Consider the following 22,583-nt stretch of genomic DNA (forward strand, 5'->3'; position numbering starts at 1 on the left):
GCGATTACCCCACGAGTTGGTTGAGAGAAAGGATCGGAAGAAGAATGGCCAGGACGATGACCAGCACCACCGCGCCCATGAATATCAGCATGAACGGTTCGAACAGGCCGACCATCAGGCCGATCTGCGCCGCCAGGTCGTTCTCCTGGTTGCGCGCGGTGCGCGCCAGCATCTGGTCCAGCTCGCCGGAGCGCTCGCCGCTGGCGATCATGTGCAGCATCATCGGCGGGAACTGCCCGGTGGCTTCCAGCGAGCGGGTCAGGCTGGCGCCCTCGCGGACCTTCTGCGCGGCCTTGACCACTTCGTTGCGGATGATCCGGTTGGCGATCACCTCGGCGGCGATCGCCAGCGCCTCCACCAGCGGCACGCCGCTGCGGGTGAGGATCGCCAGGGTCGAGGCGAAGCGCGCGGTGTCGGTGGAACGCACCAGCCGACCAACCAGCGGCACACGCAGCAGGAAGCCATGCCAGCGCTCGCGAAAGGCATCCTTGCGCAGCGCGTAGCGGAAGCCGATCACCCCGCCGATCGCCGCGACGAAGGCCAGCGCGCCCCAGGCCTTGACCCAGTCGCTGACGCCGATCAGCACGCGGGTCAACAGCGGCAGGGTCTGCCCGCTGTCGATGAACACCCGGACCACGTCGGGCACCACGTAGCCCAGCAGGAAGCCGACGATGGCCAGCGAAGCGACCATCAGGATCACCGGATAGAGCAGCGCCAGCTGGATCTTCTGCCGCGACTGCTGGCGCTGCTCGGTGTAGTCGGCAAGTTGCTCCAGCACCGGGCCGAGGTGCCCGGCATGCTCGCCGGCAGCCACCGTCGCCCGGTACAGCTCGGGAAAGGCGGTGGGAAACTCGCGCAGGCTGCCGGCCAGGCTGTGGCCTTCGAGGACCTTGGCGCGCACCGCGAGGAGCATCGACTGGATGCGCTGCGAGGTGGACTGCGCCGCGGCGGCGCGCAGCGCCTCCTCGATCGGCAACGCGGCCTGGACCAGGGTGGCCAGTTGGCGGGTTACCAATGCCAGGTCGCGCGCGGACAGTCCGCGGGCGAACGTCAGGCGCCCGCCCTGCCCGCTCTGCTCGCGGGTACGGGTGGGCTTCACGTCGAGCGGCGCCAATTGGCGCTCGCGCAGCAACTGGCGGACCTGGCGCGCGCTGTCCGCCTCCAGCACGCCCTTCTGCTGGCGGCCGCTGGGGTCGAGGGCGAGGTATTCGAAGGCGGCCATTATTCTTCCCGGGTCACGCGCAGGACTTCCTCGACCGTGGTGACGCCTTCCAGCACCTTGCGCCGACCGTCGTCGCGGATGCTCGGTCCACTGGTGCGGGCATGCCGGGTCATTTCCTGCTCGGAGGATTCGTTGTGGATCAGCGAGCGCATGTGGTCGTCGAACACCACCAGTTCATAGATACCGGTACGCCCGCGATAGCCATGCTGGTGGCACTCGCCGCAGCCGCGGGCGCGATGCAGGGTCGGCGGCGCGGCGGGATCGACGCCGAGCAGCGCGCACTCGGCCTCGTCGGCCCGGTAGGGCTCCTTGCACGCCGGGCAGAGCACCCGCACCAGGCGCTGGGCCAGCACGCCAAGCATGGAGGAGGACAGCAGGAACGGCTCGATGCCCATGTCCACCAGGCGGGTGATCGCGCCGATGGCGCTGTTGGTGTGCAGGGTCGAGAGCACCAGGTGGCCGGTCAGCGAAGCCTGCACCGCGATCTCGGCGGTCTCCCGGTCGCGGATCTCGCCGACCATTACCACGTCCGGGTCTTGCCGGAGGATCGCCCGCAGGCCGCGGGCGAAGGTCATGTCGACCTTGGCATTGACCTGGGTCTGGCCGATGCCCTCCAGGTGGTATTCGATCGGATCCTCGACGGTGAGGATGTTCCGCGTGCGGTCGTTGAGCGTGGTCAGGCTGGCGTACAGGGTGGTGGTCTTGCCCGAGCCGGTGGGGCCGGTGACCAGCAGGATGCCGTGCGGCTTGCGCACCGTTTCGTCCATCAGCTTGCGGTCGCGCTCGCTCATGCCCAGGTGTTGCAGGTTCAGGCGCCCGGCCTGCTTGTCGAGCAGACGCAGCACCACCCGTTCGCCGTTGGCCGAGGGCAGGGTCGAGACGCGGATGTCCACCTCGCGCCCGCCGACCCGCAGGGAAATCCGCCCATCCTGGGGAATACGCTTCTCGGCGATGTCCAGCCGCGCCATGACCTTGATCCGCGATACCAGCAGGGCCGCCAGCTCGCGCTTGGGCTCCAGCACCTCGCGCAGCACGCCGTCGACGCGGAAGCGCACCACCAGGCGTTTCTCGAAGGTTTCCAGGTGGATGTCCGAGGCGTTCTCGCGGATCGCCTCGCCGAGGATCGCGTTGATCAGGCGAATGATCGGCGCGTCGTCCTCCTGCTCCATCAGGTCCTCGGTTTCCGGGACCTGGTCGGCCAGCGCGGCGAGATCCAGGCTGCCGCCGAGGTCTTCGGCGAGCTGCATGGCCGCCGAGGAATCGTGCTGGTAGGAGGCCGCCAGGGCCTGGTTGAAGGCGTCCTCGCCGAGCGCCTTGAGCGGCAGGCGGCGGCCGGCGAAGCGCTGCGCCTCGGCAATCGCCGCCAGCTCCACCTGCGGCCGGCAGGCCAGCCAGTACTGCTCCTCCAGGCACAGGAACAACAGGCCCTGGCGCTTGGCGAAGCTGAACGGCAGACGCCGTGGCGGTGCGGCCGGCGCGGCGATGTCGGGTAATGGGGCTGTCATCATGGATGCCTTATAGCGGTAACCTTACAGAAGTATCTTGGTCGTATATGACCACTGAACGGTTACCGTCAGTATTGTTAGTTGTTAGTCGTTTTGTGCGGCCGATCCCGAGTTCCTCTTGCAGAAGTATCCTGGCGAGCCGTTATCTTAAGCACAAGCGTGCCTGGCCCGGCCAGTCACACCTATTGATAGAAGTAGGTAGCCTACCGGCAACGAACTGCTATGATCCCTCGGCGATCTTCAGACATAACGATAAAGACCAGGAGTGATGTATTGCCTTTCTCCGGCGCCTCTTCCCGCTGGCTGCAGCGGTACGCCCCGGCCCTTCTGGCTGTTGCCCTGATCATCGCCATGAGCATCAGCCTCGCCTGGCAGGCGGCCGGCTGGTTGCGCCTGCAACGCAGCCCGGTAGCCGTCGCCGCCTCGCCGGTCAGCCACGAGTCGATCAGCAGCGATCCGACCCGCCTGGCGCGCCTCTTCGGCACCAGCGCCCAGGACCCCAACGCCCCGCCACCGGCCACCAACCTCGACCTGGTGCTCAAGGGCAGCTTCGTCCAGAGCGATCCCAAGCTGTCCAGCGCGATCATCCAGCGCCAGGGCGACAAGCCGCACCGCTACGCGGTCGGCGGCGAGATCAGCGACGGCGTGAAGCTGCACGCGGTCTACCGCGACCGCGTCGAACTGCAGCGCGGCGGGCGCCTGGAAAGCCTGCCCTTCCCGCACCGTTCCGGGGGACTGCTGGCCAGCGCGGACGACATTACAAGCGAGAACGACTCGATCGAACAACTGCAAAGCCTGCAGGATGAGAACGCTGCAGCATTGCGCGAGCGCCTGGATGCCTTGCGCCAGCAAATGGAAGCCACGCCCATCGCAGAACCCGCCGAAGAAGACTCGAGCGAGCCCACGACCACGCCTACGGAAAGCGACTGACCCGATGTCCCAGCCCTTGTTCCGCGCCCTGTTTACCCCCACCAGTCGTTCGTACGTTCCCGCCGTCCTTCTCAGCCTGGCCCTCGGCATCCAGGCGGCGCACGCCGAAGACAGCGGCAGGAACGCCTTCGTCCCTGCCGGCAACCAGCAGGAGGCGCACTGGACGATCAACCTCAAGGATGCCGACATCCGCGAATTCATCGACCAGATTTCCGAAATCACCGGCGAGACCTTCGTCGTCGACCCGCGGGTCAAGGGCCAGGTCAGCGTGGTCTCCAAGGCCCAGCTCTCGTTGAGCGAGGTCTACCAGTTGTTCCTCTCGGTGATGAGCACCCACGGCTTCACCGTGGTCGCCCAGGGCGACCAGGCGCGCATCGTGCCCAACGCCGAGGCCAAGACCGAGGCCGGCGGCGGCCAGAGCGCGCCGGATCGCCTGGAGACGCGGGTGATCCAGGTGCAGCAGAGCCCGGTATCGGAACTCATCCCGCTGATCCGTCCGCTGGTCCCGCAATATGGCCACCTCGCCGCGGTGCCCTCGGCCAACGCGCTGATCATCAGCGACCGCAGCGCCAACATCGCGCGAATCGAAGACGTGATCCGCCAGCTCGACCAGAAGGGCAGCCACGACTACAGCGTGATCAACCTGCGCTACGGCTGGGTGATGGACGCCGCCGAGGTGCTCAACAACGCCATGAGCCGCGGCCAGGCCAAGGGCGCGGCGGGCGCCCAGGTGATCGCCGACGCGCGCACCAACCGCCTGATCATCCTCGGCCCGCCGCAGGCGCGCGCCAAGCTGGTGCAACTGGCGCAGTCGCTGGACACCCCGACCGCGCGCTCGGCCAATACCCGGGTGATCCGCCTGCGCCACAACGACGCCAAGACCCTAGCGGAAACCCTCGGCCAGATTTCCGAAGGCATGAAGAACAACGGCGGCCAGGGCGGCGAACAGACCGGCGGCGGCCGACCGAGCAACATCCTGATCCGTGCCGACGAAAGCACCAATGCGCTGATCCTGCTGGCCGACCCGGATACGGTCAACGCCCTCGAGGACATCGTTCGCCAGCTCGACGTGCCGCGCGCCCAGGTATTGGTGGAAGCGGCCATCGTCGAAATCTCCGGCGACATCCAGGATGCCGTCGGCGTGCAATGGGCGATCAACAAGGGCGGCATGGGCGGGACCAGGACCAACTTCGGCAATACCGGGCTGTCCATCGGCACCCTGCTGCAAGCGCTCAAGGACGACAAGCCGCCGGCGCTTCCCGACGGCGCCATCGTCGGTATCGGCAGCAGCAGCTTCGGCGCGCTGGTCACCGCGCTGTCGGCGAACAGCAAGAGCAACCTGCTGTCGACCCCGAGCCTGCTGACCCTGGACAACCAGAAAGCGGAAATACTGGTCGGTCAGAACGTCCCCTTCAATACCGGCTCCTACACTACCAACAGCGAAGGTTCGAGCAATCCTTTCACCACGGTCGAACGCAAGGACATCGGCGTCAACCTCAAGGTCACCCCGCACATCAACGACGGCGCGGCCCTGCGCCTGGAGATCGAGCAAGAAATCTCCTCCATCGCCCCCAGCGTGCAGCAGGTCAGCAACACCGACATCATCACCAACAAGCGCTCGATCAAGAGCACCATCCTCGCCGAGAACGGCCAGGTCATCGTGCTCGGCGGCCTGATCCAGGACGACGTGGTGCAGGCAGAGTCCAAGGTACCGCTGCTCGGCGACATTCCCTGGCTGGGCAAGCTATTCCGCTCGACCAAGGACACTCACACCAAGCGCAACCTGATGGTCTTCCTGCGCCCGACCGTAGTGCTCGACGGCGCAGGCCTGGCGGCGATTTCCGGGAAGAAGTACAGCGACATCCGCGTGCTCGACGGCCGTCGCAGCCCAGAAGGCCGTGGGAGCATCTTGCCGAGCAGCGCCGGACAATTGTTCGACGGTCAGACCGTCGACCTGCGCGACCTGAAAGCGGAGTAACGTTCCTCAGGCTCTCCTGCGAGACAGCGGAGGACAACAAAAAAGGCGCGGCCCCTTGCGGGTCAGCGCCTTTTTCACATCGACATGGCAACACTCAGTCGAGGTAGACCATTTTCCGGGTCATGCCGCCATCGACCAGGAATTCCTGGCCGGTGACGAAACCGGCGTCCTCGGAGAGCAGCCAGGCCACCAGCGACGCGACATCCTCCACCGTTCCGACCCGGCCGACCAGGTGTTGGTCGTGGTCCAGCTCGGTCAGCGGCGCAGCCTCGCGCTCGGCGGCCTCGCGGGTATCGATCCAGCCGGGGCTGAGCGCATTGACACGGATCTCCGGGCCCAGGCTGGCGGCCAGGGCATGGGTCAGCGCCAGCAACCCGCCCTTGCTCGCGGCGTAGGCCTCGGAGTCAGGCTCTGACTGGTGGGCACGAGTCGAGGCGATGTTGACGATGGCGCCGTTGTGCGCGCGCAGATAAGGCGTGCAGTACTTGGCCAGCAGCATCGGACCGGTCAGGTTGACCGCCAGGGTGCGGGTCCACTCGCCGAGGCTCAGCGCCTCCAGCGGCGTATTGCGCGGATTGGCGATGGCGGCGTTGCAGACCAGGCCGTCGAGGCGGCCGAACTGACCGAGCACCTCGGCCACGCTCATCGCCACCTGGCCCTCCTGGGCCACGTCCATGGCCACGAACCAGGCGTGCTCGCCCAGCGCCTCGGCCACCCTGGCACCGCGTTCACGGTCGTTGTCGGCCAGCACTACCTGCCAGCCCTCGGCGATCAGCCAGGCACTGATGCCCAGGCCAATGCCCCGGGCCGCCCCGGTGACCAGGGCGACCTTGCCGTTGCCTCGCAGGTTGGGTTCGATCACAGCGCGGCCAGCCCCCGGGCCATGTCGGCCTTGAGGTCGTCGAGGTCTTCCAGGCCGACCGCGACCCGGATCAGGCTGTCGCCGATCCCGGCGCGCGCGCGGTCCTCGGGGGACAGCCGACCGTGGGAGGTGGTCGCCGGGTGGGCGATGGTGGTCTTGGTGTCGCCCAGGTTGGTGGTGATCGAGACCATCCGGGTGGCGTCGATGAAGCGCCAGGCGGCATCGCGCCCGCCCTTCACGTCGAAGCTGACGACCGCGCCGAAGCCACTCTGCTGGCGCCGAGCCAACTCATGCTGAGGATGGCTCTGCAGGCCCGCGTAGTAGACCCGCTCGATGCCCGGCTGGTGCTCCAGCCATTCGGCCAGAGCCAGGGCACTGGCGCTGTGCGCCTGCATGCGGATACGCAGGGTTTCCAGGCCCTTGAGGAACAGCCAGGCGTTGAACGGGCTGAGGGTCGGTCCGGCGGTGCGGAGAAAGCCGACCACTTCCTTCATCTGCTCGCCGCGACCGGCGACCACCCCGCCCATGCCCCGGCCCTGGCCGTCGATGTACTTGGTCGCGGAGTGGATCACCACGTCCGCACCGAGCTTCAACGGCTGTTGCAGCGCCGGCGTGCAGAAGCAGTTGTCCACCGCCAGCAGCGCGCCCTTGGCGTGGGCGACCTCGGCCAGCGCGGCGATATCCACCAGCTCGGCCAGCGGGTTGGATGGCGACTCGACGAAGAACAGCTTGGTATTCGGCTTGCACGCCGCCTCCCAGGCCGCGAGATCGCTCAACGGCGGATAGTCGACCTGGATGCCGAAGCGCTTGAAGTACTTGTCGAACAGGCTGATGGTCGAGCCGAACACGCTGCGCGAGACCAGCACGTGGTCGCCGGAGCTGCACAGGCTCATCACCAGGGCGAGGATCGCCGACATGCCCGACGCCGTGGCCACCGCCTGCTCGGCTCCTTCGAGGGCAGCGATGCGCTCCTCGAAGGTGCGTACCGTGGGGTTGGTGTAGCGCGAATAGACGTTGCCCGGCACTTCGCCGGCGAACCGCGCGGCCGCGTCGGCGGCGGTGCGGAAGACGTAGCTGGAGGTGGTGAACAGCGCCTCGCCGTGCTCGCCCTCCGGCGTCCGCCGTTGCCCGGCGCGAACCGCCAGGGTGTCGAAGGCCGCGCCTTCCAGGTCGCTGTCGAGACGCCCGGCATCCCAGTCCTGAGTCATGCCGCTCTCCCCTTTGTCAGTCGTTGTACAGATCGATGATCGCGCTGACCGCCTGGCTCTTGGCCTTGGTCGCATCGTTGCGCGCCTGTTCGATCCGGTTCAGGTAGGCCTCGTTGACGTCGCCGGTCACGTACTCGCCGTCGAACACGGCGCAGTCGAAGTGATCGATCTTGATCTTGCCGCCGCCGACCGCGTCGATCAGATCGGGCAGGTCCTGGTAGACCAGCCAGTCGGCGCCGATCAGCTTGCTGACGTCCTCGGTGCTGCGATTGTGCGCGATCAGCTCGTGCGCACTCGGCATGTCGATGCCGTAGACGTTGGGGTAGCGCACGGCCGGCGCGGCGGAGCAGAAGTAGACGTTCTTCGCCCCGGCCTCGCGGGCCATCTGGATGATCTGCTTGCAGGTGGTGCCGCGGACGATGGAGTCATCCACCAGCATCACGTTCTTGCCGCGGAACTCCAGCTCGATGGCGTTGAGCTTCTGCCGCACGGATTTCTTCCGCGCCGCCTGGCCGGGCATGATGAAGGTGCGGCCGATGTAGCGGTTCTTGACGAAGCCCTCGCGGAACTTCACGCCGAGCCGGTTGGCCAGTTCCAGCGCCGCGGTGCGGCTGGTGTCCGGGATCGGGATGACCACGTCGATGTCGTGGTCGGGACGCTCGCGGAGGATCTTGTCGGCAAGCTTCTCGCCCATGCGCAGGCGCGCCTTGTACACCGAGATGCCGTCCATGATCGAATCCGGACGCGCCAGGTAGACGTGCTCGAAGATGCACGGCGCGTATTTCGGCGCCTTGGCGCACTGGCGGGTGTAGAGCTTGCCTTCCTCGGTGATGTATACCGCCTCGCCCGGCGCCAGGTCGCGGATCAGGGTGAAGCCGAGTACGTCCAGGGCCACGCTCTCGGAGGCGATCATGTATTCGACGCCATTCTCGGTATGCCGCTGGCCGAAGACGATCGGACGGATCGCATTGGGGTCGCGGAAACCGACGATGCCGTGGCCGGTGATCATCGCCACCACCGCGTAGCCGCCGACGCAACGGTCGTGCACGCAGGAAACCGCGGCGAAGATGTCCTCCTCGGTGGGCTGCAGCTTGTTGCGCACCGCCAGCTCGTGGGCGAACACGTTGAGCAGCACTTCCGAATCGGAGTTGGTGTTCACGTGGCGCAGGTCGGATTCGTAGATTTCCTTGGCCAACTGCTCGACATTGGTCAGGTTGCCGTTGTGCGCCAGGGTGATGCCGTAGGGCGAGTTGACGTAGAACGGCTGCGCCTCCGCCGAGCTGGAGCTGCCGGCGGTCGGGTAACGCACATGGCCGATGCCGACGCTGCCGATCAGGCGCTGCATGTGGCGCTGCTGGAAGACGTCGCGGACCAGGCCGTTGTCCTTGCGCAGGTACAGCTTATCGTCATGGCAGGTGACGATACCGGCAGCGTCCTGGCCGCGATGTTGGAGGACGGTGAGCGCGTCATACAGCGCCTGATTGACGTTCGACTTGCCCACGATACCGACGATGCCACACATGTGACGCAACCCCTACTTGGCTCAAGCTGGAAAGATGGGAAGCGCGATCGGTCCGTCCCGGACCATCGAGCTGACCAGGGCCTGTGGGCCGCTGGCTCCCGCGAATCGGCGACCTTCGCCGCCGACTGGCTCGCGGCACGTCCTGTGCCGCCGGCGCCGCGCCATCGACGCGCCGCCCTGGAAAACCGCGGGACCCGGCCTCGGCCAGTGTCCCGCCAAAATCACTGGCTGGGAAGCAGCCCGCCGATGCCGCTCGGCGGCGTTATCGGCGCGGCCGGCAACCACTGGCCGGCGAAACCGAGAATGAAGTTCTTCGACCAGTCGGCGACCATCAGGAAATGCGGCATCAGCACCGACTGCTGCCACCAAGGGTCCTGCTGTACCGGGGCCAGGCTGAGCAGGCCGACCAGCAGCACGACCAGCAGTACGCCGCGCGCGCCGCCGAAGACCATGCCGAGGAAGCGGTCGGTGCCGGACAGGCCGGTGACCCGGATCAGTTCGCCGATGAGGTAGTTGACCAGCGCCCCGAGCAGCAGGGTCGCGATGAACAGCAGCGCGCAGGCTGCGATGATGCGGGCCGAGGGGGTCTGGATGTATTCGCCCAGGTGCTGCGCCAGCGCCCCGCCGAACATCCAGGCCACCGCGCCGGCGACTATCCAGGTAAGCAGGGACAAGGCTTCCTTGACGAAGCCGCGACTCAGACTGATCAGGCTGGAAACGACGATGATGGCGACCATCGTCCAATCGACCCAGGTAAATGCCACTATGCAGCCCACAAGCAGAAAAGGCGCTGCATTTTAGCAGAGCGCGCCCGCGACGGTAAGCCGCGGGTCGCGGTCAACCGCGTTCCGGCTGGAAGCGCACGACGAAGCCGTTGAGCTTCTGCTGCTTGCTCAACTGGTCGCGCAGGCGATCCGCCTCGGCGCGCTGGATCACCGGCCCGACGAAGACCCGGTTCATCCCGTCGAAGCTGCGGATGTAGGCGTTGTAGCCCTGGGAGCGCAGGGTCTTCTGCAGTTCCTCGGCGCGCGCCCGGTTGGACAGGCTGGCAAGCTGTACCGACCAGCTCTGCGGCAGGTTGTTGGCGTCCAGGCGCTTCTCCGCGGGCGGCGGGCTCGGCGGCGCAGCGGGCGGTTGCGGCTGGCTTGGCGGCGGGCTGGCGGCCGGCGCCTGGGTCTGGGCAGGCGGCGGGGTCGCCGGCAGGCCGCCGATCGGCTGGCTGGGCTGGCCGGCGGCGGCCGGGGAGCCTTCCTCGACGATCTCGGGAGCGATGTCTTCTTCGCCGGGCTGCAGTTCCGGCACCTCGGTCGGCTGCACCTCGACACTGGGCATGGCCGGCGCTTGCGGGCGCGGCGGCGCTTCCACCACGACCTGGCGCGACTCGTCTTCGCGGGTGAACAGCATCGGCAGGAAGATCACCGCCAGGGCGATCAGCACCAACGCCCCGACGATGCGCTGCTTCAGCCCTCTTTCCAGCAAGGCCATGATTTACTCCCCCTTATCCGTTCTACGGGCCAGCCATTCCAGGCCTTCGGCCACGCTATAGAACGATCCGAACAGCAGAATGACATCATCCGCGGTAGCCTTGGCGCACTGCGCGTCCAGGGCGGCGGCGATATCCGCATGGCTGCTCGCCGGAACCTGGCGCAGGATCAGCGCCGCCTCCAGCTCCGCGGCCGGCCGCGAACGCGGGGTCGGCAACGGTGCAACGGCCCAATCCTGCACCAAGCCGGTCAAGGGTTCCAGTACGCCATCCAGGTCTTTGTCCGCCAGCAGGCCGAAGACCGCCAGGTAGCGTCCTCGTGGCGCTGCGGCACGCAGGCGTTGCGCCAGGTACTGGGCGGCCTGGGGATTGTGCCCGACGTCCAGCAGGAGCTGGCGTGGCTGGCCGTTCCAGGACAGGTCGCGGCGATCGAGGCGACCGGTCACCCGGGTCCGCCGCAGCGCCTCGGCCAGGCGCTCCGCCTGCCAGGGCAACTCGAGCAACGCGTAGGCCTGCAGGGCCAGCGCGGCGTTTTCCATGGGCAACTCGAGCAACGGCAGATCGTGCAGCGCCAGCGCCTGGCCGTCCGCGGCCAGCCCGCGCCAGTGCCAGCCATGATCGGCGAGCGCCAGGTCGTAGTCGCGACCGCGCAGGTAAAGCGGTGCCCCCAGCGCAGCCACCTGCTCCAGCAATGGCTGCGGGGGATCGAGATCGCCGCACAGGGCCGGTTTGCCGGCGCGCAGGATACCGGCTTTCTCGAAAGCCACGCTTTCGCGGGTATCGCCCAGCCACTCGGCATGGTCCAGGCCGATGCTGGTGATCAGCGCCAGGTCGGCGTCGATCAGGTTGACCGCATCCAGGCGCCCGCCAAGGCCGACTTCCAGCACCGCAAAGTCCAGCCCGGCGCGCTCGAACAGCCAGAAAGCGGCCAGCGTGCCCATTTCGAAATAGGTCAGGGAAATCTCGCCGCGTGCGGCCTCCACCGCGGAGAAGGCGTCGCACAGTTGCGCATCGCCGGCCTCGACGCCATCGATCCGCACCCGCTCGTTGTAGCGCAGCAAGTGCGGCGAGCTGTAGACCCCGACCGACAACCCCTGCTCACGCAGCAGTTCGGCGAGCAGGGCGCAGGTAGAGCCCTTGCCGTTGGTCCCGGTAACGGTGACCACGCGTTTCGCCGGCCTTCCCAGGCCGAGCCGGCGCGCTACCTCGCGGGAACGCTCCAGGCCCATGTCGATGGCCGTCGGATGGAGTTGTTCGAGATAGCTCAGCCAATCGGCCAGGGAACGCTGGGTCATGCGGATACGGGGCTCGGCGAATGAGTGAAGGCCGACAGCAGATTGGCCAGGCGCGGCCGCAACTCGGCACGATGCACGATCATGTCGATGGCGCCATGCTCGAGGAGGAACTCGCTACGCTGGAAGCCTTCCGGCAGCTTCTCGCGGACGGTCTGCTCGATCACGCGGGGACCGGCGAAGCCGATCAGCGCCTTGGGTTCGCCGACGATCACGTCGCCGAGCATCGCCAGGCTGGCGGAAACGCCGCCGTAGACCGGGTCGGTCAATACCGAGACGAACGGGATGCCTTCTTCGCGCAGGCGCGCCAGGACCGCCGAAGTCTTGGCCATCTGCATCAGCGAGATCAGCGCTTCCTGCATGCGCGCGCCGCCGGAGGCGGAGAAGCAGATCAGCGGGCAGCGCTTCTCCAGGGCGACGTTGGCCGCGCGAACGAAGCGCTCGCCGACGATGGCGCCCATCGAACCGCCCATGAAGGAGAACTCGAAGGCGCAGGCGACCACCGGCATACCCTGCAGCTTGCCGCTCATGGCGATCAGCGCGTCCTTCTCGCCGGTGTCCTTCTGTGCCGCGGCGAGGCGATCCTTGTACTTCTTGCTGTCGCGGAATTTCAGGCGGTCCACCGGCTCGAGGTCGGCACCCAGCTCCTCGCGACCGTCCTCATCGAGGAAGATGTCCAGGCGGGTACGCGCGTTGATGCGCATGTGGTGGTCGCACTTCGGGCAGACATCCAGGGTCTTTTCCAGCTCCGGACGGTACAGCACGGCTTCGCAGGACGGGCATTTGTGCCACAGGCCTTCCGGTACCGAACTCTTCTGGGACTCGGAACGCATGATGGAAGGGATCAGCTTGTCTACCAGCCAGTTGCTCATGCTCTTTGTTCTCCAGTGCAAGGTCGGGATGGCCGCACCGATCCGGTGACGGCGTCCCTGAGCAAATTCATCTTCGTGACCGCCGGCAGCGGTGGGCCCCACGGCTGCGAAGCGTTTCGCGGCCTGTCCCATCCCCCGCCTGCGCGGTCACCTGGGCGATACCCGGCGAGCGGCTATCGCGAAATGTCTGGCCTCCCTATCGGCGGCCGGGCGTTGTCGCGGAAACGGCGACACGCTAGTGGACGGCGGCGGGCCGCCCGTCGTCACATCATGTCTCGTCGCGGCGCCGCGAACGCACCGCGTCCACGAACGCGCGGACCCTCGCCGCATCCTTGATTCCCTTGCTCGCCTCGACGCCACCGCTGACGTCCACCGCGTAGGGCTTGACCTGCTCGACTGCCCTGCCGACGTTATCCGGCGTCAGACCGCCGGCCAGCACCAGGGGTTTGCCCAGGTCGGCCGGCACCAGCGACCAGTCGAACGCCGCCCCCGTGCCGCCGGGCACGCCTTCCACATAGGTATCCAGGAGAATCCCGGCAGCTCCCGGATATGCCGCCGCGCGCCCGACGATGTCGTCGCCGGGCTTCATCCGCAGGGCTTTCAGGTAGGGTCGCCGATGTCCCTCGCAGTCCTCGGCGCGCTCGTCGCCATGGAATTGCAGCAGGTCCAGCGGCACCGCATCGAGAATCTCGCCCAGTTCGCAGCGGCTGGCGTTGACGAACAGGCCGACGCTGGTCACGAACGGCGGCAGGGCACGAACGATTTCCCGCGCCCGATGGATATCCACCGCCCGCGGGCTCTTCGCATAGAACACCAGGCCGATGGCATCGGCGCCCGCCGCGGCGGCGGCCAAGGCGTCCTCGACTCGGGTGATACCGCAGATCTTGATGCGAACGGCTGGCAACGACGGAGAATCCTCGGCGAGTGAGCGACGAACCGCCGGACGGCCGGTCCGGCGGGAATTCTCGATGGTAGCAAAAGCCCGATTCGACGTCAGCCGACGATATCGGGCAATCCGGAAAGGAAATGCGGCCCCAGGTAGCGCTCGGGCAACTCGAACTCCCCGGGGTACTCCACCCGCACCAGATAGAGTCCGTAGGGGTGCGCGGTGACCCCACCGGCGCGCCGGTCGCGCGCCTCGAGCACCTCCTTCGCCCATTCGATCGGCCGCTCGCCGGCACCGATGGTCATCAGGACGCCAGCGATGTTGCGCACCATATGGTGAAGGAAAGCGTTACCGCGGATGTCCAGCACGATCAACCGACCATGCTCCAGCAAGCGCACGTGATGCATGGTCTTGACCGGCGACTTGGCCTGGCACTGCACCGCCCGGAACGAGGTGAAGTCATGGGTGCCGACCAGTACCTGGGCCGCCTCGCGCATCCGCCCGATATCCAGCGGCCGATGGTTCCAGGTGACCTCCTCGGCCAGGTGCGCCGGGCGGATCGGATCGTTGTAGATGGCGTAGCGATAGCGCCGGGCCATGGCCGAGAAGCGCGCGTGGAAATGCGCCGGCATCACTCTCGCCCAGGTCACACTGATATCCGCGGGCAGGTTGGCGTTGGTGCCCATCACCCATGCTTTCAACGGGCGCTCCACCGCGGTGTCGAAATGCACCACCTGGCCGCTGGCATGAACGGCAGCGTCGGTACGGCCGGCGCAGATCACCCCGACCGGCTCGGCGGCAACCTTCGACAAGGCGCGCTCCAGCGCTTCCTGCACGGAAGGCACGCCGGCTTCCTGGCGCTGCCAGCCACGATAGCGGGAGCCCTTGTACTCGATGCCGAGGGCGATTCTGGAAACGCCAGCGGCAGCCGATTCGGCTGCCGCTGGCGGAACAACATCGTTCATGAGGGTCGCTTCATTTCCGGATCAGGCCAGGCGCTCCAGCAACTCGCGGGCTTCCGCCTGCTGGCTGTCGTTACCTTCGGCCAGGACTTCGTCGAGGATATCGCGCGCGCCTTCGCTATCGCCCATGTCGATGTAGGCGCGAGCCAGATCCAGCTTGGTCGCCGCTTCGTCGGCACCGGAGAGGAAGTCGAAGTCATCGTCGGCGTCTCCGTCCAGGGCAGAGGCGACCGCCGCATCCTCGGCGGAGAAACTCGGCGCCGCGCTCTTCGGCTCGTCAAGGTTGCTGGCCAACTCGTCCAACTGCGCACTCACCTCGTCCAACTGGGCGGCGAAACTGTCCTCGCCCTTCTCCGGAGCGGCCGGCTCCGTCGGCTCGTCGGCCAGCGACAGGTCGAAGTCGTCCGGCAGGGACAACGCCGGCTCTTCGGCAGCCTCGGTATCGAGGGTGAATTCGTTGTCGGCTGGCGCCGCGGCGGGCACCTCGTCGTTCAGCGAAAGCAGGAAGTCGTCGTCCGAAAGCTTGTCTTCCGGCGCATCGAGATCCAGGGAGAAATCGCCCAGGTCGTCATGCTTGGGTTGGCTCGGAGTCTCTGCCAACTCCGCGAAATCCAGGCCGAAGTCGAGATCGTCGACAGGCTTGTCCGCCGCGGTCGAGGCCGCCAGGTCCAGATCGCTGTCCAGGGTCAGGTCGTCCAGCGCCCCGCTGTCGGACTTGAGGTCAGCCTGCACGTCGTCGCCGCCCAGGTCGTCCAGGCTCAGGTCGAAGGCGTCGTCGAGATCCTGTCCTGCCGCATCCGGCTTGGCCGCGTGACCGCTGTCGTCGAGCGACAGGTCGTCGAGGCTGAAACTATCCAGCTCGTCCTGCGCCAGCTTGGCGCCGGCCAGGCCGGCAACCGCGGCGACCGCGACCATTGCCGGATAGCGCGACTTGAGCTGCTCGACCTGCGGCTGTGCGCCGCCGATTTCGCGCAGCTCGTTTTCCTGGCGAGCGAAACCTTCGCGATCGCCCATCTCGGCATAGACTTCCATCAGCTTGAGGCGCAGGTCGGTGCGCTGCGGCTCGTCGTAGATGGCGTTCTGCAACAGTTCGGCGGCCTGGTTGAAACGCCCGTAGGCGATATAGATGTCGGCCTCGCCCAGCGCATCGGAAGTCTGCGCAGTGGTCTTCTCGACCTGCGGCGCAGCGGCTGCGACCTGCGGTTCAGGCTCGTCGAGGGTCAGGTCGTCGAAGCCGTCCTTTCCCAGGTCCAGCGCATCCTCCTGTTCCTCGCCGGCATCCGCGGCGAAAGCCTGGGCTTCTTCCTTCTCTTTCTGCGCATTGCGCCGCGACAAGATCATCAGCAGCACCAGCAACGCCAGCAGTGCGCTACCGCCGATCACCGCCAACCACAGCGGGTTGGCCAGCAGTTCGTCGAGGAAGCTCGGTGCCGGCTGTTCTGCCGCCTGTACCGGAGCGGGCGCCGGAACGGCAGGTGCCGGAGGCTTCTCGGCAGCTGGCGCGGGCGGCGGCGCCACCGGAGGCTGCGCCGGAGCGGCGGGTGCTTCTCCGGCCGGAGCAGGAGTCGGCGCTGCCGCAGCGGGAGTCCCGGGCTGAGCCGGCGCCTGCGCGGCTGCATTGGGCTGGGACGCATCCGGCAGGGCTGCGTTCGGCTGGGCTGCGCCCTGGCCTTCGGCGCCCAACTGCCCTTGCAGCTTGGCCAACTGGGCGTCCTTCAACTGGATCAACTTCTGCAGCTTGTCCAGCTGGCTCTGCAGATCCTGCATGCGGCTCTGCAGTTCTTCGTTCTCGCGGCGAGTGCTATCGAGGCTTTCCTTGGTCACCGCCAGGGTATCGGCGAGCGCCTTGCTGTCGCCCTTCCCGCCCTTGTCGGCACCCTTGCTGGCCTTGCCCTCGCCAGACACCAGGCGCAGGTTGTCCGTGGCGTCGACCTTGGATGGCGCCGACCCGGCGGCATTGCGCTGGGTCGCATCCAACTGCCTGGCGCCAGCGCTGCCCGCGGCCGGATTGCGGCTGCCGCGCCAGCTCTGGTTCTGCGCCTGCACCTGGGACAGCGCCTCGCGCGGCGAGCGCTCCAGCATCTGCTGTTCGGTGGGAATGCGCAGGACCTGGCCGCTCTTCAGCCGGTTGATGTTGCCATCGACGAAGGCGCCCGGATTCAGTTCCTGGAACGCGAGCATCGCCTGGGGTACGGAAACGCGATCGGTACGGTTGCGCTGGGCGATCTCCCAGAGCGTGTCGTTGGAAACGGTGCGATAGGTGTCGCTGCCTGCCGGCGCGGTGGTACGCACCGGAGCCGGAGCCTGCGGGGCTCGCGGGGCGCCGGTCGCGCGCGGCGCGCTGACCGGCGCTTGCGGAGCGCTTGCCGCGGCCTGCGGGGAGTACAGCGGCGGATCCAGCAGGACGGTGTACTCGCGCAGCAGGCGGCCGTTCGGCCAGAGCACCTGGACCAGGAAGTTCAGGTAGGGCTCCTGCACCGGCTTCGACGAGGTCACGCGAATGACGCTCTTGCCGTTGGGCTTCACCACCGGCGTGAACTTCAGGTCGGTGAGGTAGTACAGGCGATCGACGCCCGCCTTGCTGAACTCTTCCGGCGACGCCAGGCTCGGGATCACCTCGCCCGAACCCAGGTCACGAACTTCGAGCAGCTCGATCTCGGCATCCAACGGTTGGTTCAACGCCGACTTCAGGGTGATTTCCCCCAGTCCCAATCCATGCGCCATGCCGGAAGTCAGGACCGAGGCCGCCGCGATTGCCCGAACCAGTGTACGAAGCCGAACCATAGTGTAATCCCTTGGTTTTAATATCTTTTCTCGTTTCACGAGAGGGAGTGCGTCGGTGCTTGCTGTCCGCTCGCCCAGCCATGCATGGACGGACGCTCCCCGGCAGCAGCGGATCGAACCAGTATTAACAAGCTCGAATAATTCTACAAATCTGTGGGTAAGTATCTTTTACAGATAGTGTTTTATCAACAACTCACCCAGGAGCACGGCATTCAGCGCGGCACCTTTTCGCACATTATCAGACACAATCCACAAATTGACCTGACAGGGATCAGCCTGCCCCGCCCTCACCCGGCCGACATAGGTCTCGTCCTGGCCGAGGGCATCGCCGACCACCGTCGGATAATCGCCCTCGCCGACCCATTCGATACCTTTCGTCGCATCGAGGACCCGCGTCACCGCGGCCAGGTCCACCGGTTCCGCGCACTGCAGGGTCACGCTGAGGCTATCGCCGAAGAATACCGGCGCCTGGATGCAGGTAACGTTCAACGGTCCGATACGCTCGCCAAGCAAGGCCTGCACCTCCGCGAAGATGCGCCGCTCGATCGCGCTGTGTCCCTCGGCATCCACCGCGCCGACCTGCGCCAGCAGGTTGAAGGCGATCTGGCGGTCGAAGAGACGCGGCTCCAGGGGGCGCGCATTGAGCAGTTCGGCGGTCTGCCGGGCGAGTTCCTTGACCCCTTCGCGCCCCAGGCTGGAGACGGAGAGGCAGGCTGTCAGGTTCAGTTGCCGGCAATCCAGCGTGGCCAGTAGTGGCGCCAGCACTTCGCACAGTTCGGCGGCTACGGCGCAAGGACTGGACAAAAGGAACGGCGCCGCTTGCGAGGCCAGGCGTTCGGCATTCACCGAAACCATGACCGGCGGTGCGACGCTCGGTTCCAGGGCGCCGCTCAGGTCGATCACCGAACAACCCGCCGCGCGGGCGCGCTCGGCATGGGTACGCGACACCTCGGCTGCCGCGGCGAAGAAGGCCAGGCCGACACTGGAAAAATCGAAGCTATCGACATCGCCGACGCGCAGGCTGCTTTCGGCGAAACCCATGCGCTGCCCGGCCGACTCGGCGCTGGCCAGCAGGTGCAAACGATGAAGCGGGAAGTCGCGTTCGTCGAGGAGACCGACCAGAGCCTCGCCAACCGATCCGGTGGCGCCTACGACTGCGACATTGAGGGGCTGGGACATGGGAAAAGCCTCGGCGGTCTGCGAAATAGGCGTGGCACTTTACTTGCCCACCTTCGCCCAGGCAATCGAGGCGCCGCCCATTGCGGGCGGCGCCGGATCGATCAGCGCTCCAGCAGGATGCGCAGCATGCGCCGCAGCGGCTCGGCAGCGCCCCACAGCAACTGGTCGCCGACGGTGAAGGCGCCGAGATACTGGGAGCCCATGTTCAGCTTGCGCAGGCGCCCGACCGGAACGCTCAGGGTGCCGGTGACGGCGGCCGGGGTCAGCTCGCGCACGCTTACCTCGCGGTGGTTCGGCACCAGCTTGACCCAGGGATTGTGCTGGCTGATCAGGCCCTCGATGTCGGTCAGCGGCACATCCTTGTTCAACTTGATGGTCAGCGCCTGGCTGTGGCAACGCATGGCGCCGACGCGCACGCAGATACCGTCGACCGGGATCGGGTTCTTGAAGCGGGCGAGGATCTTGTTGGTCTCCGCCTGGGCCTTCCACTCTTCGCGGCTCTGCCCGTTGGGCAGTTCCTTGTCGATCCAGGGGATCAGGCTGCCGCCCAGCGGCGCGCCGAAATGCTCGGTGGGGAAGGCTTCGCTGCGCAGGGTCTCCGCCACCTTGCGGTCGATGTCGAGGATCGCGCTGGCCGGGTTGGCCAGGTCATCCGCCACCGATGCATGGGCGGCGCCCATCTGCTTGAGCAGTTCACGCATGTTCTGCGCGCCGGCGCCGGAGGCGGCCTGGTAGGTCATGGCGCTCATCCACTCGACCAGCCCGGCGTCGAACAGCCCGCCCAAGGCCATCAGCATCAGGCTGACGGTGCAGTTGCCGCCGATGTAGTTGCGGGTGCCGGCGTCCAGGGCCTGGTCGATGACCTTGCGGTTGACCGGGTCGAGGACGATCACCGCGTCGTCTTCCATGCGCAGGCTGGAGGCAGCATCGATCCAGTAGCCCTGCCAGCCGGCCTCGCGCAGCTTGGGGAATACTTCGCTGGTGTAGTCGCCGCCCTGGCAGGTCAGGATCACGTCGAGGGTCTTCAGCTCGTCGATGCTGTAGGCGTCCTTCAGCGGAGCGATGTCCTTGCCCACTTCCGGGCCCTGGCCACCGACGTTCGACGTGGTGAAGAACACCGGCTCGATCAGGTCGAAGTCCCGCTCTTCCAGCATCCGCTGCATGAGTACGGAACCCACCATCCCGCGCCAACCGATCAGACCTACACGCTTCATCGCAACTACACCTATATGAGAGAAGTGAGCTGGCCGGCAGCCATCATGGCGCCGGCCAAGCCCGTCAGATTACAGATTCTTGAGTGCCGCGACTACGGCATCGCCCATTTCCCGGGTGCCGACCTTGCGGCAGCCTTCGGACCAGATGTCGCCGGTGCGCAATCCCTGGTCGAGGACCTTGCTCACCGCCTGCTCGATGGCGTCGGCGGCGGTCGCCTGGCTGAAGCTGTAGCGCAGCATCATCGAGACCGAGAGGATGGTCGCCAACGGGTTGGCGATGCCCTGACCGGCGATGTCCGGGGCGGAACCGTGGCAGGGTTCGTACATGCCCTTGTTGTTCGCGTCGAGCGAGGCAGAAGGCAGCATGCCGATGGAACCGGTCAGCATGGAAGCCTCATCCGACAGGATGTCGCCGAACATGTTGTCGGTGACCATCACGTCGAACTGCTTGGGCGCGCGCACCAGCTGCATGGCGGCGTTGTCCACGTACATATGGGAAAGCTCGACGTCCGGGTAGTCCTTCGCCACCTCTTCCACCACTTCCCGCCACAGCTGGCTGGAGGCGAGGACGTTGGCCTTGTCCACCGAACAGAGCCTGTTGTTGCGTACGCGGGCCATGTCGAAACCGACGCGGGCGATACGACGGATTTCGCTCTCGCTGTACGGCAGGGTGTCGTAGGCCTGGCGCTCGCCGTTCTCCAGCACGCGCTGTTCGCGGGGCTGGCCGAAGTAGATGCCGCCGGTCAGTTCGCGGACGATGAGGATGTCCAGCCCGGCGACCACTTCCGGCTTCAGGCTGGAGGCCGCGGCCAGTTGCGGGTAGAGGATGGCCGGACGCAGGTTGGCGAACAGGCCCAGTTGCGAACGAATCTTCAGCAGACCGCGCTCGGGACGGATATCGCGTTCGATCCTGTCCCATTTCGGCCCTCCTACCGCGCCCAGCAGCACCGCATCGGCCTGGCGCGCGCGCTGCAGGGTCTGGTCGGCCAGCGGCACGCCGTGCTTGTCGATGGCCGCGCCACCGATGACGTCCTCGGCCAGTTCGAAGCCGAGCTGGAACCTGTCGTTGGCCAGCTCCAGCACCTTGACCGCTTCCGCCATGATTTCCGGACCGATACCGTCACCGGGGAGAACCAGGATCTGCTTGCTCATAACACCCTCTTGTCCTTCATTCATTGAACGGCGGGCATGCGCCGCCGTGATCGAACCGTCACTCCCGACGCAGCCACAGCACCAGCACGTCGGTGCTGAACGAGCCGTCGTCGGCAATCTCGAAATACTCTCTGACTTCCTCGCCCACCGCCAGCTGCAGGCTGCGGATCGCCTGGCGGAACACCTCCGGCGTACGCATCCGCTCGACCCACGACTGGAACTCCAGGCGCAGACGCTGGCGCCGGCTTCCGGTGACCAGCAACCCCGCCTCGCCGCTCAGGCGCGCCCACTCGGCCGGCGAGTAGTTGCGCACATGGCTGGTGTCGCGGAGCAGCTCGACGGTCTGCAAGAAGGTGTCCGGCAAGGCCTGCCCGGGCGCCGCCACGTCGACGAAGATCGCCACCCCGCCGGGCTTGAGCACCCGTCGCACCTCGCGCAGGGCCAGGCCGACGTCGCGCCAGTGATGGGTGGAATAGCGACTGAAGACGAAATCGAACTCGCCGTCGGCGAAGGGCAGGCTCTCCGCCTTGCCCTGCTCGGTGCGGATGTTCGCCATGCCCCGTTCCGCGGCGCTCTGCGCCACCACGGCGAGCATCTCGGCGGAAAGATCGTAGGCCACCACCTCCCCTGCCAGGGCGGCGACCTGGAAGCTCACGTGGCCGGCGCCGCAACCCAGGTCGAGGACCCGCGCTTCCGGGCGCCCGGCCAGGGCGTCGCGCAGCAAGGCGAATTCCTCGCCCTGGGCATGCACGGCGCTGCTCAGGTAGGCCGCAGCCTGGGCGCCGAACTGGCGCTGGACAACGTCATCGTGGTCGCTCATGAACCTACTCCAGGAGAAAAACCGGGCGCACCCTACCCAGGATGCGCCCGGCAAGGGGACTCGCGTGGCGCTCAGCGGAACAGCCAGGGCTGCTGCTGGCGGTAGCCGTCCTCGAAGGCGCGGATCGCATCGGCGTCCTGCAGCGTCAGACCGATGTCGTCGAGGCCGTTGAGCAGGCAATGCTTGCGGAACGGGTCGACCTCGAAACCCAGCACCTTGCCATCAGGACGGGTAACGGTCTGCGCCGCCAGGTCGATGGACAACTGGTAGCCTTCGTTCGCCTCGACCTGGCGGAACAGTTCGTCCACCTCGGCCTCGGGCAGGATGATCGGCAGCAAGCCGTTCTTGAAACTGTTGTTGAAGAAGATGTCGGCATAGCTCGGTGCGATCACCGTGCGGAAACCGTACTCGTCCAGCGCCCAGGGCGCGTGCTCGCGGGACGAGCCGCAGCCGAAGTTCTCCCGCGCCAGCAGTACGCTGGCGCCCTGGTAGCGCGGCTGGTTGAGGACGAAGTCCGGGTTCAGCGGACGCTTCGAGTTGTCCTGTCCCGGCTGCCCGACATCCAGGTAGCGCCATTCGTCGAACAGGTTGGGGCCGAAGCCGGTGCGCTTGATCGACTTGAGGAATTGCTTGGGAATGATCTGATCGGTATCGACGTTGGCGCGATCCAGCGGAGCGACGAGACCGGTCGTTTGGGTATAGGGTTTCATCT

General features: G+C 66.7%; 19 protein-coding genes. 2 read left to right on the plus strand and 17 right to left on the minus strand.

The features are described 5' to 3' along the window. Positions 1-4: 4 nt before the first annotated feature. Together xcpS and xcpR are read right to left on the minus strand one after the other, a co-directional pair. Positions 5-1,222, minus strand: a complete 1,218-nt coding sequence (gene xcpS, locus M6E97_RS08745; RefSeq protein ID WP_003091376.1) for a GspF family T2SS innner membrane protein variant XcpS — start codon at positions 1,220-1,222, stop codon at positions 5-7. After that, a complete protein-coding gene (gene xcpR / locus M6E97_RS08750) occupies positions 1,222-2,730 on the minus strand; it encodes a GspE family T2SS ATPase variant XcpR (protein WP_003091377.1) in 1,509 nt (502 codons plus the stop codon). Before xcpR ends, xcpS begins: the two co-directional genes overlap by 1 nt. A gap of 219 nt (positions 2,731-2,949) precedes the next feature. Here xcpR and xcpP point away from each other — a divergent pair, with 219 nt between their 5' ends. Both xcpP and xcpQ read left to right on the plus strand, forming a co-directional pair. Next, the gene (gene xcpP / locus M6E97_RS08755; RefSeq protein ID WP_019486561.1) at positions 2,950-3,657 is read left to right on the plus strand and encodes a type II secretion system protein N; all 708 of its coding nucleotides are present in this window, start codon (positions 2,950-2,952) and stop codon (positions 3,655-3,657) included. Positions 3,658-3,661: 4 nt separating this feature from the next. After that, complete coding sequence (gene xcpQ / locus M6E97_RS08760; RefSeq protein ID WP_023093918.1) at positions 3,662-5,635, plus strand: GspD family T2SS secretin variant XcpQ; 1,974 nt, start codon at positions 3,662-3,664, stop codon at positions 5,633-5,635. Between the two features lie 94 nt (positions 5,636-5,729). Here the strand turns inward: xcpQ and M6E97_RS08765 are convergent, their stop codons facing one another. The 15 genes from M6E97_RS08765 to leuD all read right to left on the minus strand — a co-directional run bounded on the left by M6E97_RS08765 (position 5,730) and on the right by leuD (position 22,581). Further along, positions 5,730-6,497 (minus strand): SDR family oxidoreductase, encoded by a 768-nt coding sequence (locus M6E97_RS08765; RefSeq protein ID WP_003091381.1) that lies wholly within the window; start codon positions 6,495-6,497, stop codon positions 5,730-5,732. Beyond that, the gene (locus M6E97_RS08770; RefSeq protein WP_019486563.1) at positions 6,494-7,705 is read right to left on the minus strand and encodes an O-succinylhomoserine sulfhydrylase; all 1,212 of its coding nucleotides are present in this window, start codon (positions 7,703-7,705) and stop codon (positions 6,494-6,496) included. The genes M6E97_RS08765 and M6E97_RS08770 overlap by 4 nt, the downstream gene beginning before the upstream one ends. A 16-nt stretch (positions 7,706-7,721) precedes the next feature. Further along, positions 7,722-9,227, minus strand: coding sequence for an amidophosphoribosyltransferase (purF, locus tag M6E97_RS08775; RefSeq protein WP_003091383.1), 1,506 nt, complete (start codon positions 9,225-9,227; stop codon positions 7,722-7,724). A gap of 221 nt (positions 9,228-9,448) precedes the next feature. After that, entirely contained in the window at positions 9,449-9,991 is a 543-nt protein-coding gene (locus tag M6E97_RS08780) for a CvpA family protein (RefSeq protein ID WP_003113932.1), read from the minus strand. 73 nt (positions 9,992-10,064) lie between these two features. Then, positions 10,065-10,712, minus strand: a complete 648-nt coding sequence (locus M6E97_RS08785; RefSeq protein ID WP_011666600.1) for an SPOR domain-containing protein — start codon at positions 10,710-10,712, stop codon at positions 10,065-10,067. Between the two features lie 3 nt (positions 10,713-10,715). Continuing rightward, positions 10,716-12,005: a bifunctional tetrahydrofolate synthase/dihydrofolate synthase gene (gene folC, locus M6E97_RS08790; protein WP_009313773.1), complete on the minus strand. Its 1,290-nt coding sequence runs from the start codon at positions 12,003-12,005 to the stop codon at positions 10,716-10,718. After that, positions 12,002-12,874, minus strand: a complete 873-nt coding sequence (gene accD / locus M6E97_RS08795; protein ID WP_003104199.1) for an acetyl-CoA carboxylase, carboxyltransferase subunit beta — start codon at positions 12,872-12,874, stop codon at positions 12,002-12,004. Before accD ends, folC begins: the two co-directional genes overlap by 4 nt. Before the next feature lie 268 nt (positions 12,875-13,142). Beyond that, on the minus strand, positions 13,143-13,778 hold the full coding sequence (locus tag M6E97_RS08800) for a phosphoribosylanthranilate isomerase (RefSeq protein ID WP_003091389.1): 636 nt from the start codon (positions 13,776-13,778) through the stop codon (positions 13,143-13,145). 89 nt (positions 13,779-13,867) lie between these two features. Beyond that, entirely contained in the window at positions 13,868-14,725 is an 858-nt protein-coding gene (truA, locus tag M6E97_RS08805) for a tRNA pseudouridine(38-40) synthase TruA (RefSeq protein ID WP_003091390.1), read from the minus strand. A 21-nt stretch (positions 14,726-14,746) separates the two neighbouring features. Next, complete coding sequence (gene fimV / locus M6E97_RS08810; RefSeq protein ID WP_033938058.1) at positions 14,747-17,506, minus strand: motility hub landmark protein FimV; 2,760 nt, start codon at positions 17,504-17,506, stop codon at positions 14,747-14,749. A gap of 168 nt (positions 17,507-17,674) precedes the next feature. Next, entirely contained in the window at positions 17,675-18,685 is a 1,011-nt protein-coding gene (locus tag M6E97_RS08815; protein ID WP_033938060.1) for an aspartate-semialdehyde dehydrogenase, read from the minus strand. A 101-nt stretch (positions 18,686-18,786) separates the two neighbouring features. Beyond that, the gene (gene asd / locus M6E97_RS08820) at positions 18,787-19,899 is read right to left on the minus strand and encodes an aspartate-semialdehyde dehydrogenase (RefSeq protein WP_003111187.1); all 1,113 of its coding nucleotides are present in this window, start codon (positions 19,897-19,899) and stop codon (positions 18,787-18,789) included. A 69-nt stretch (positions 19,900-19,968) separates the two neighbouring features. Then, a complete protein-coding gene (gene leuB / locus M6E97_RS08825; RefSeq protein WP_003091395.1) occupies positions 19,969-21,051 on the minus strand; it encodes a 3-isopropylmalate dehydrogenase in 1,083 nt (360 codons plus the stop codon). Positions 21,052-21,109: 58 nt separating this feature from the next. Then, a complete protein-coding gene (locus tag M6E97_RS08830; RefSeq protein WP_003091396.1) occupies positions 21,110-21,871 on the minus strand; it encodes a class I SAM-dependent methyltransferase in 762 nt (253 codons plus the stop codon). Positions 21,872-21,942: 71 nt separating this feature from the next. Further along, complete coding sequence (leuD, locus tag M6E97_RS08835) at positions 21,943-22,581, minus strand: 3-isopropylmalate dehydratase small subunit (RefSeq protein ID WP_003091398.1); 639 nt, start codon at positions 22,579-22,581, stop codon at positions 21,943-21,945. Positions 22,582-22,583 lie beyond the last annotated feature (2 nt).

The organism is Pseudomonas sp. B111, from assembly GCF_026428275.1.
Lineage (GTDB): Bacteria > Pseudomonadota > Gammaproteobacteria > Pseudomonadales > Pseudomonadaceae > Pseudomonas > Pseudomonas aeruginosa.

What these genes read in the sequence shown, in the direction of transcription:
- M6E97_RS08770 (WP_019486563.1), bottom strand. Translation starts at nt 7,705, where the DNA reads ATGACTCAGGACTGGGATGCCGGGCGTCTCGACAGCGACCTGGAAGGC.
- xcpP (WP_019486561.1), top strand. Translation starts at nt 2,950, where the DNA reads ATGATCCCTCGGCGATCTTCAGACATAACGATAAAGACCAGGAGTGAT.
- M6E97_RS08830 (WP_003091396.1), bottom strand. Translation starts at nt 21,871, where the DNA reads ATGAGCGACCACGATGACGTTGTCCAGCGCCAGTTCGGCGCCCAGGCT.
- accD (WP_003104199.1), bottom strand. Translation starts at nt 12,874, where the DNA reads ATGAGCAACTGGCTGGTAGACAAGCTGATCCCTTCCATCATGCGTTCC.
- leuD (WP_003091398.1), bottom strand. Translation starts at nt 22,581, where the DNA reads ATGAAACCCTATACCCAAACGACCGGTCTCGTCGCTCCGCTGGATCGC.
- asd (WP_003111187.1), bottom strand. Translation starts at nt 19,899, where the DNA reads ATGAAGCGTGTAGGTCTGATCGGTTGGCGCGGGATGGTGGGTTCCGTA.
- leuB (WP_003091395.1), bottom strand. Translation starts at nt 21,051, where the DNA reads ATGAGCAAGCAGATCCTGGTTCTCCCCGGTGACGGTATCGGTCCGGAA.
- folC (WP_009313773.1), bottom strand. Translation starts at nt 12,005, where the DNA reads ATGACCCAGCGTTCCCTGGCCGATTGGCTGAGCTATCTCGAACAACTC.
- xcpR (WP_003091377.1), bottom strand. Translation starts at nt 2,730, where the DNA reads ATGATGACAGCCCCATTACCCGACATCGCCGCGCCGGCCGCACCGCCA.
- xcpS (WP_003091376.1), bottom strand. Translation starts at nt 1,222, where the DNA reads ATGGCCGCCTTCGAATACCTCGCCCTCGACCCCAGCGGCCGCCAGCAG.
- M6E97_RS08785 (WP_011666600.1), bottom strand. Translation starts at nt 10,712, where the DNA reads ATGGCCTTGCTGGAAAGAGGGCTGAAGCAGCGCATCGTCGGGGCGTTG.
- truA (WP_003091390.1), bottom strand. Translation starts at nt 14,725, where the DNA reads ATGAACGATGTTGTTCCGCCAGCGGCAGCCGAATCGGCTGCCGCTGGC.
- fimV (WP_033938058.1), bottom strand. Translation starts at nt 17,506, where the DNA reads ATGGTTCGGCTTCGTACACTGGTTCGGGCAATCGCGGCGGCCTCGGTC.
- purF (WP_003091383.1), bottom strand. Translation starts at nt 9,227, where the DNA reads ATGTGTGGCATCGTCGGTATCGTGGGCAAGTCGAACGTCAATCAGGCG.
- M6E97_RS08815 (WP_033938060.1), bottom strand. Translation starts at nt 18,685, where the DNA reads ATGTCCCAGCCCCTCAATGTCGCAGTCGTAGGCGCCACCGGATCGGTT.
- xcpQ (WP_023093918.1), top strand. Translation starts at nt 3,662, where the DNA reads ATGTCCCAGCCCTTGTTCCGCGCCCTGTTTACCCCCACCAGTCGTTCG.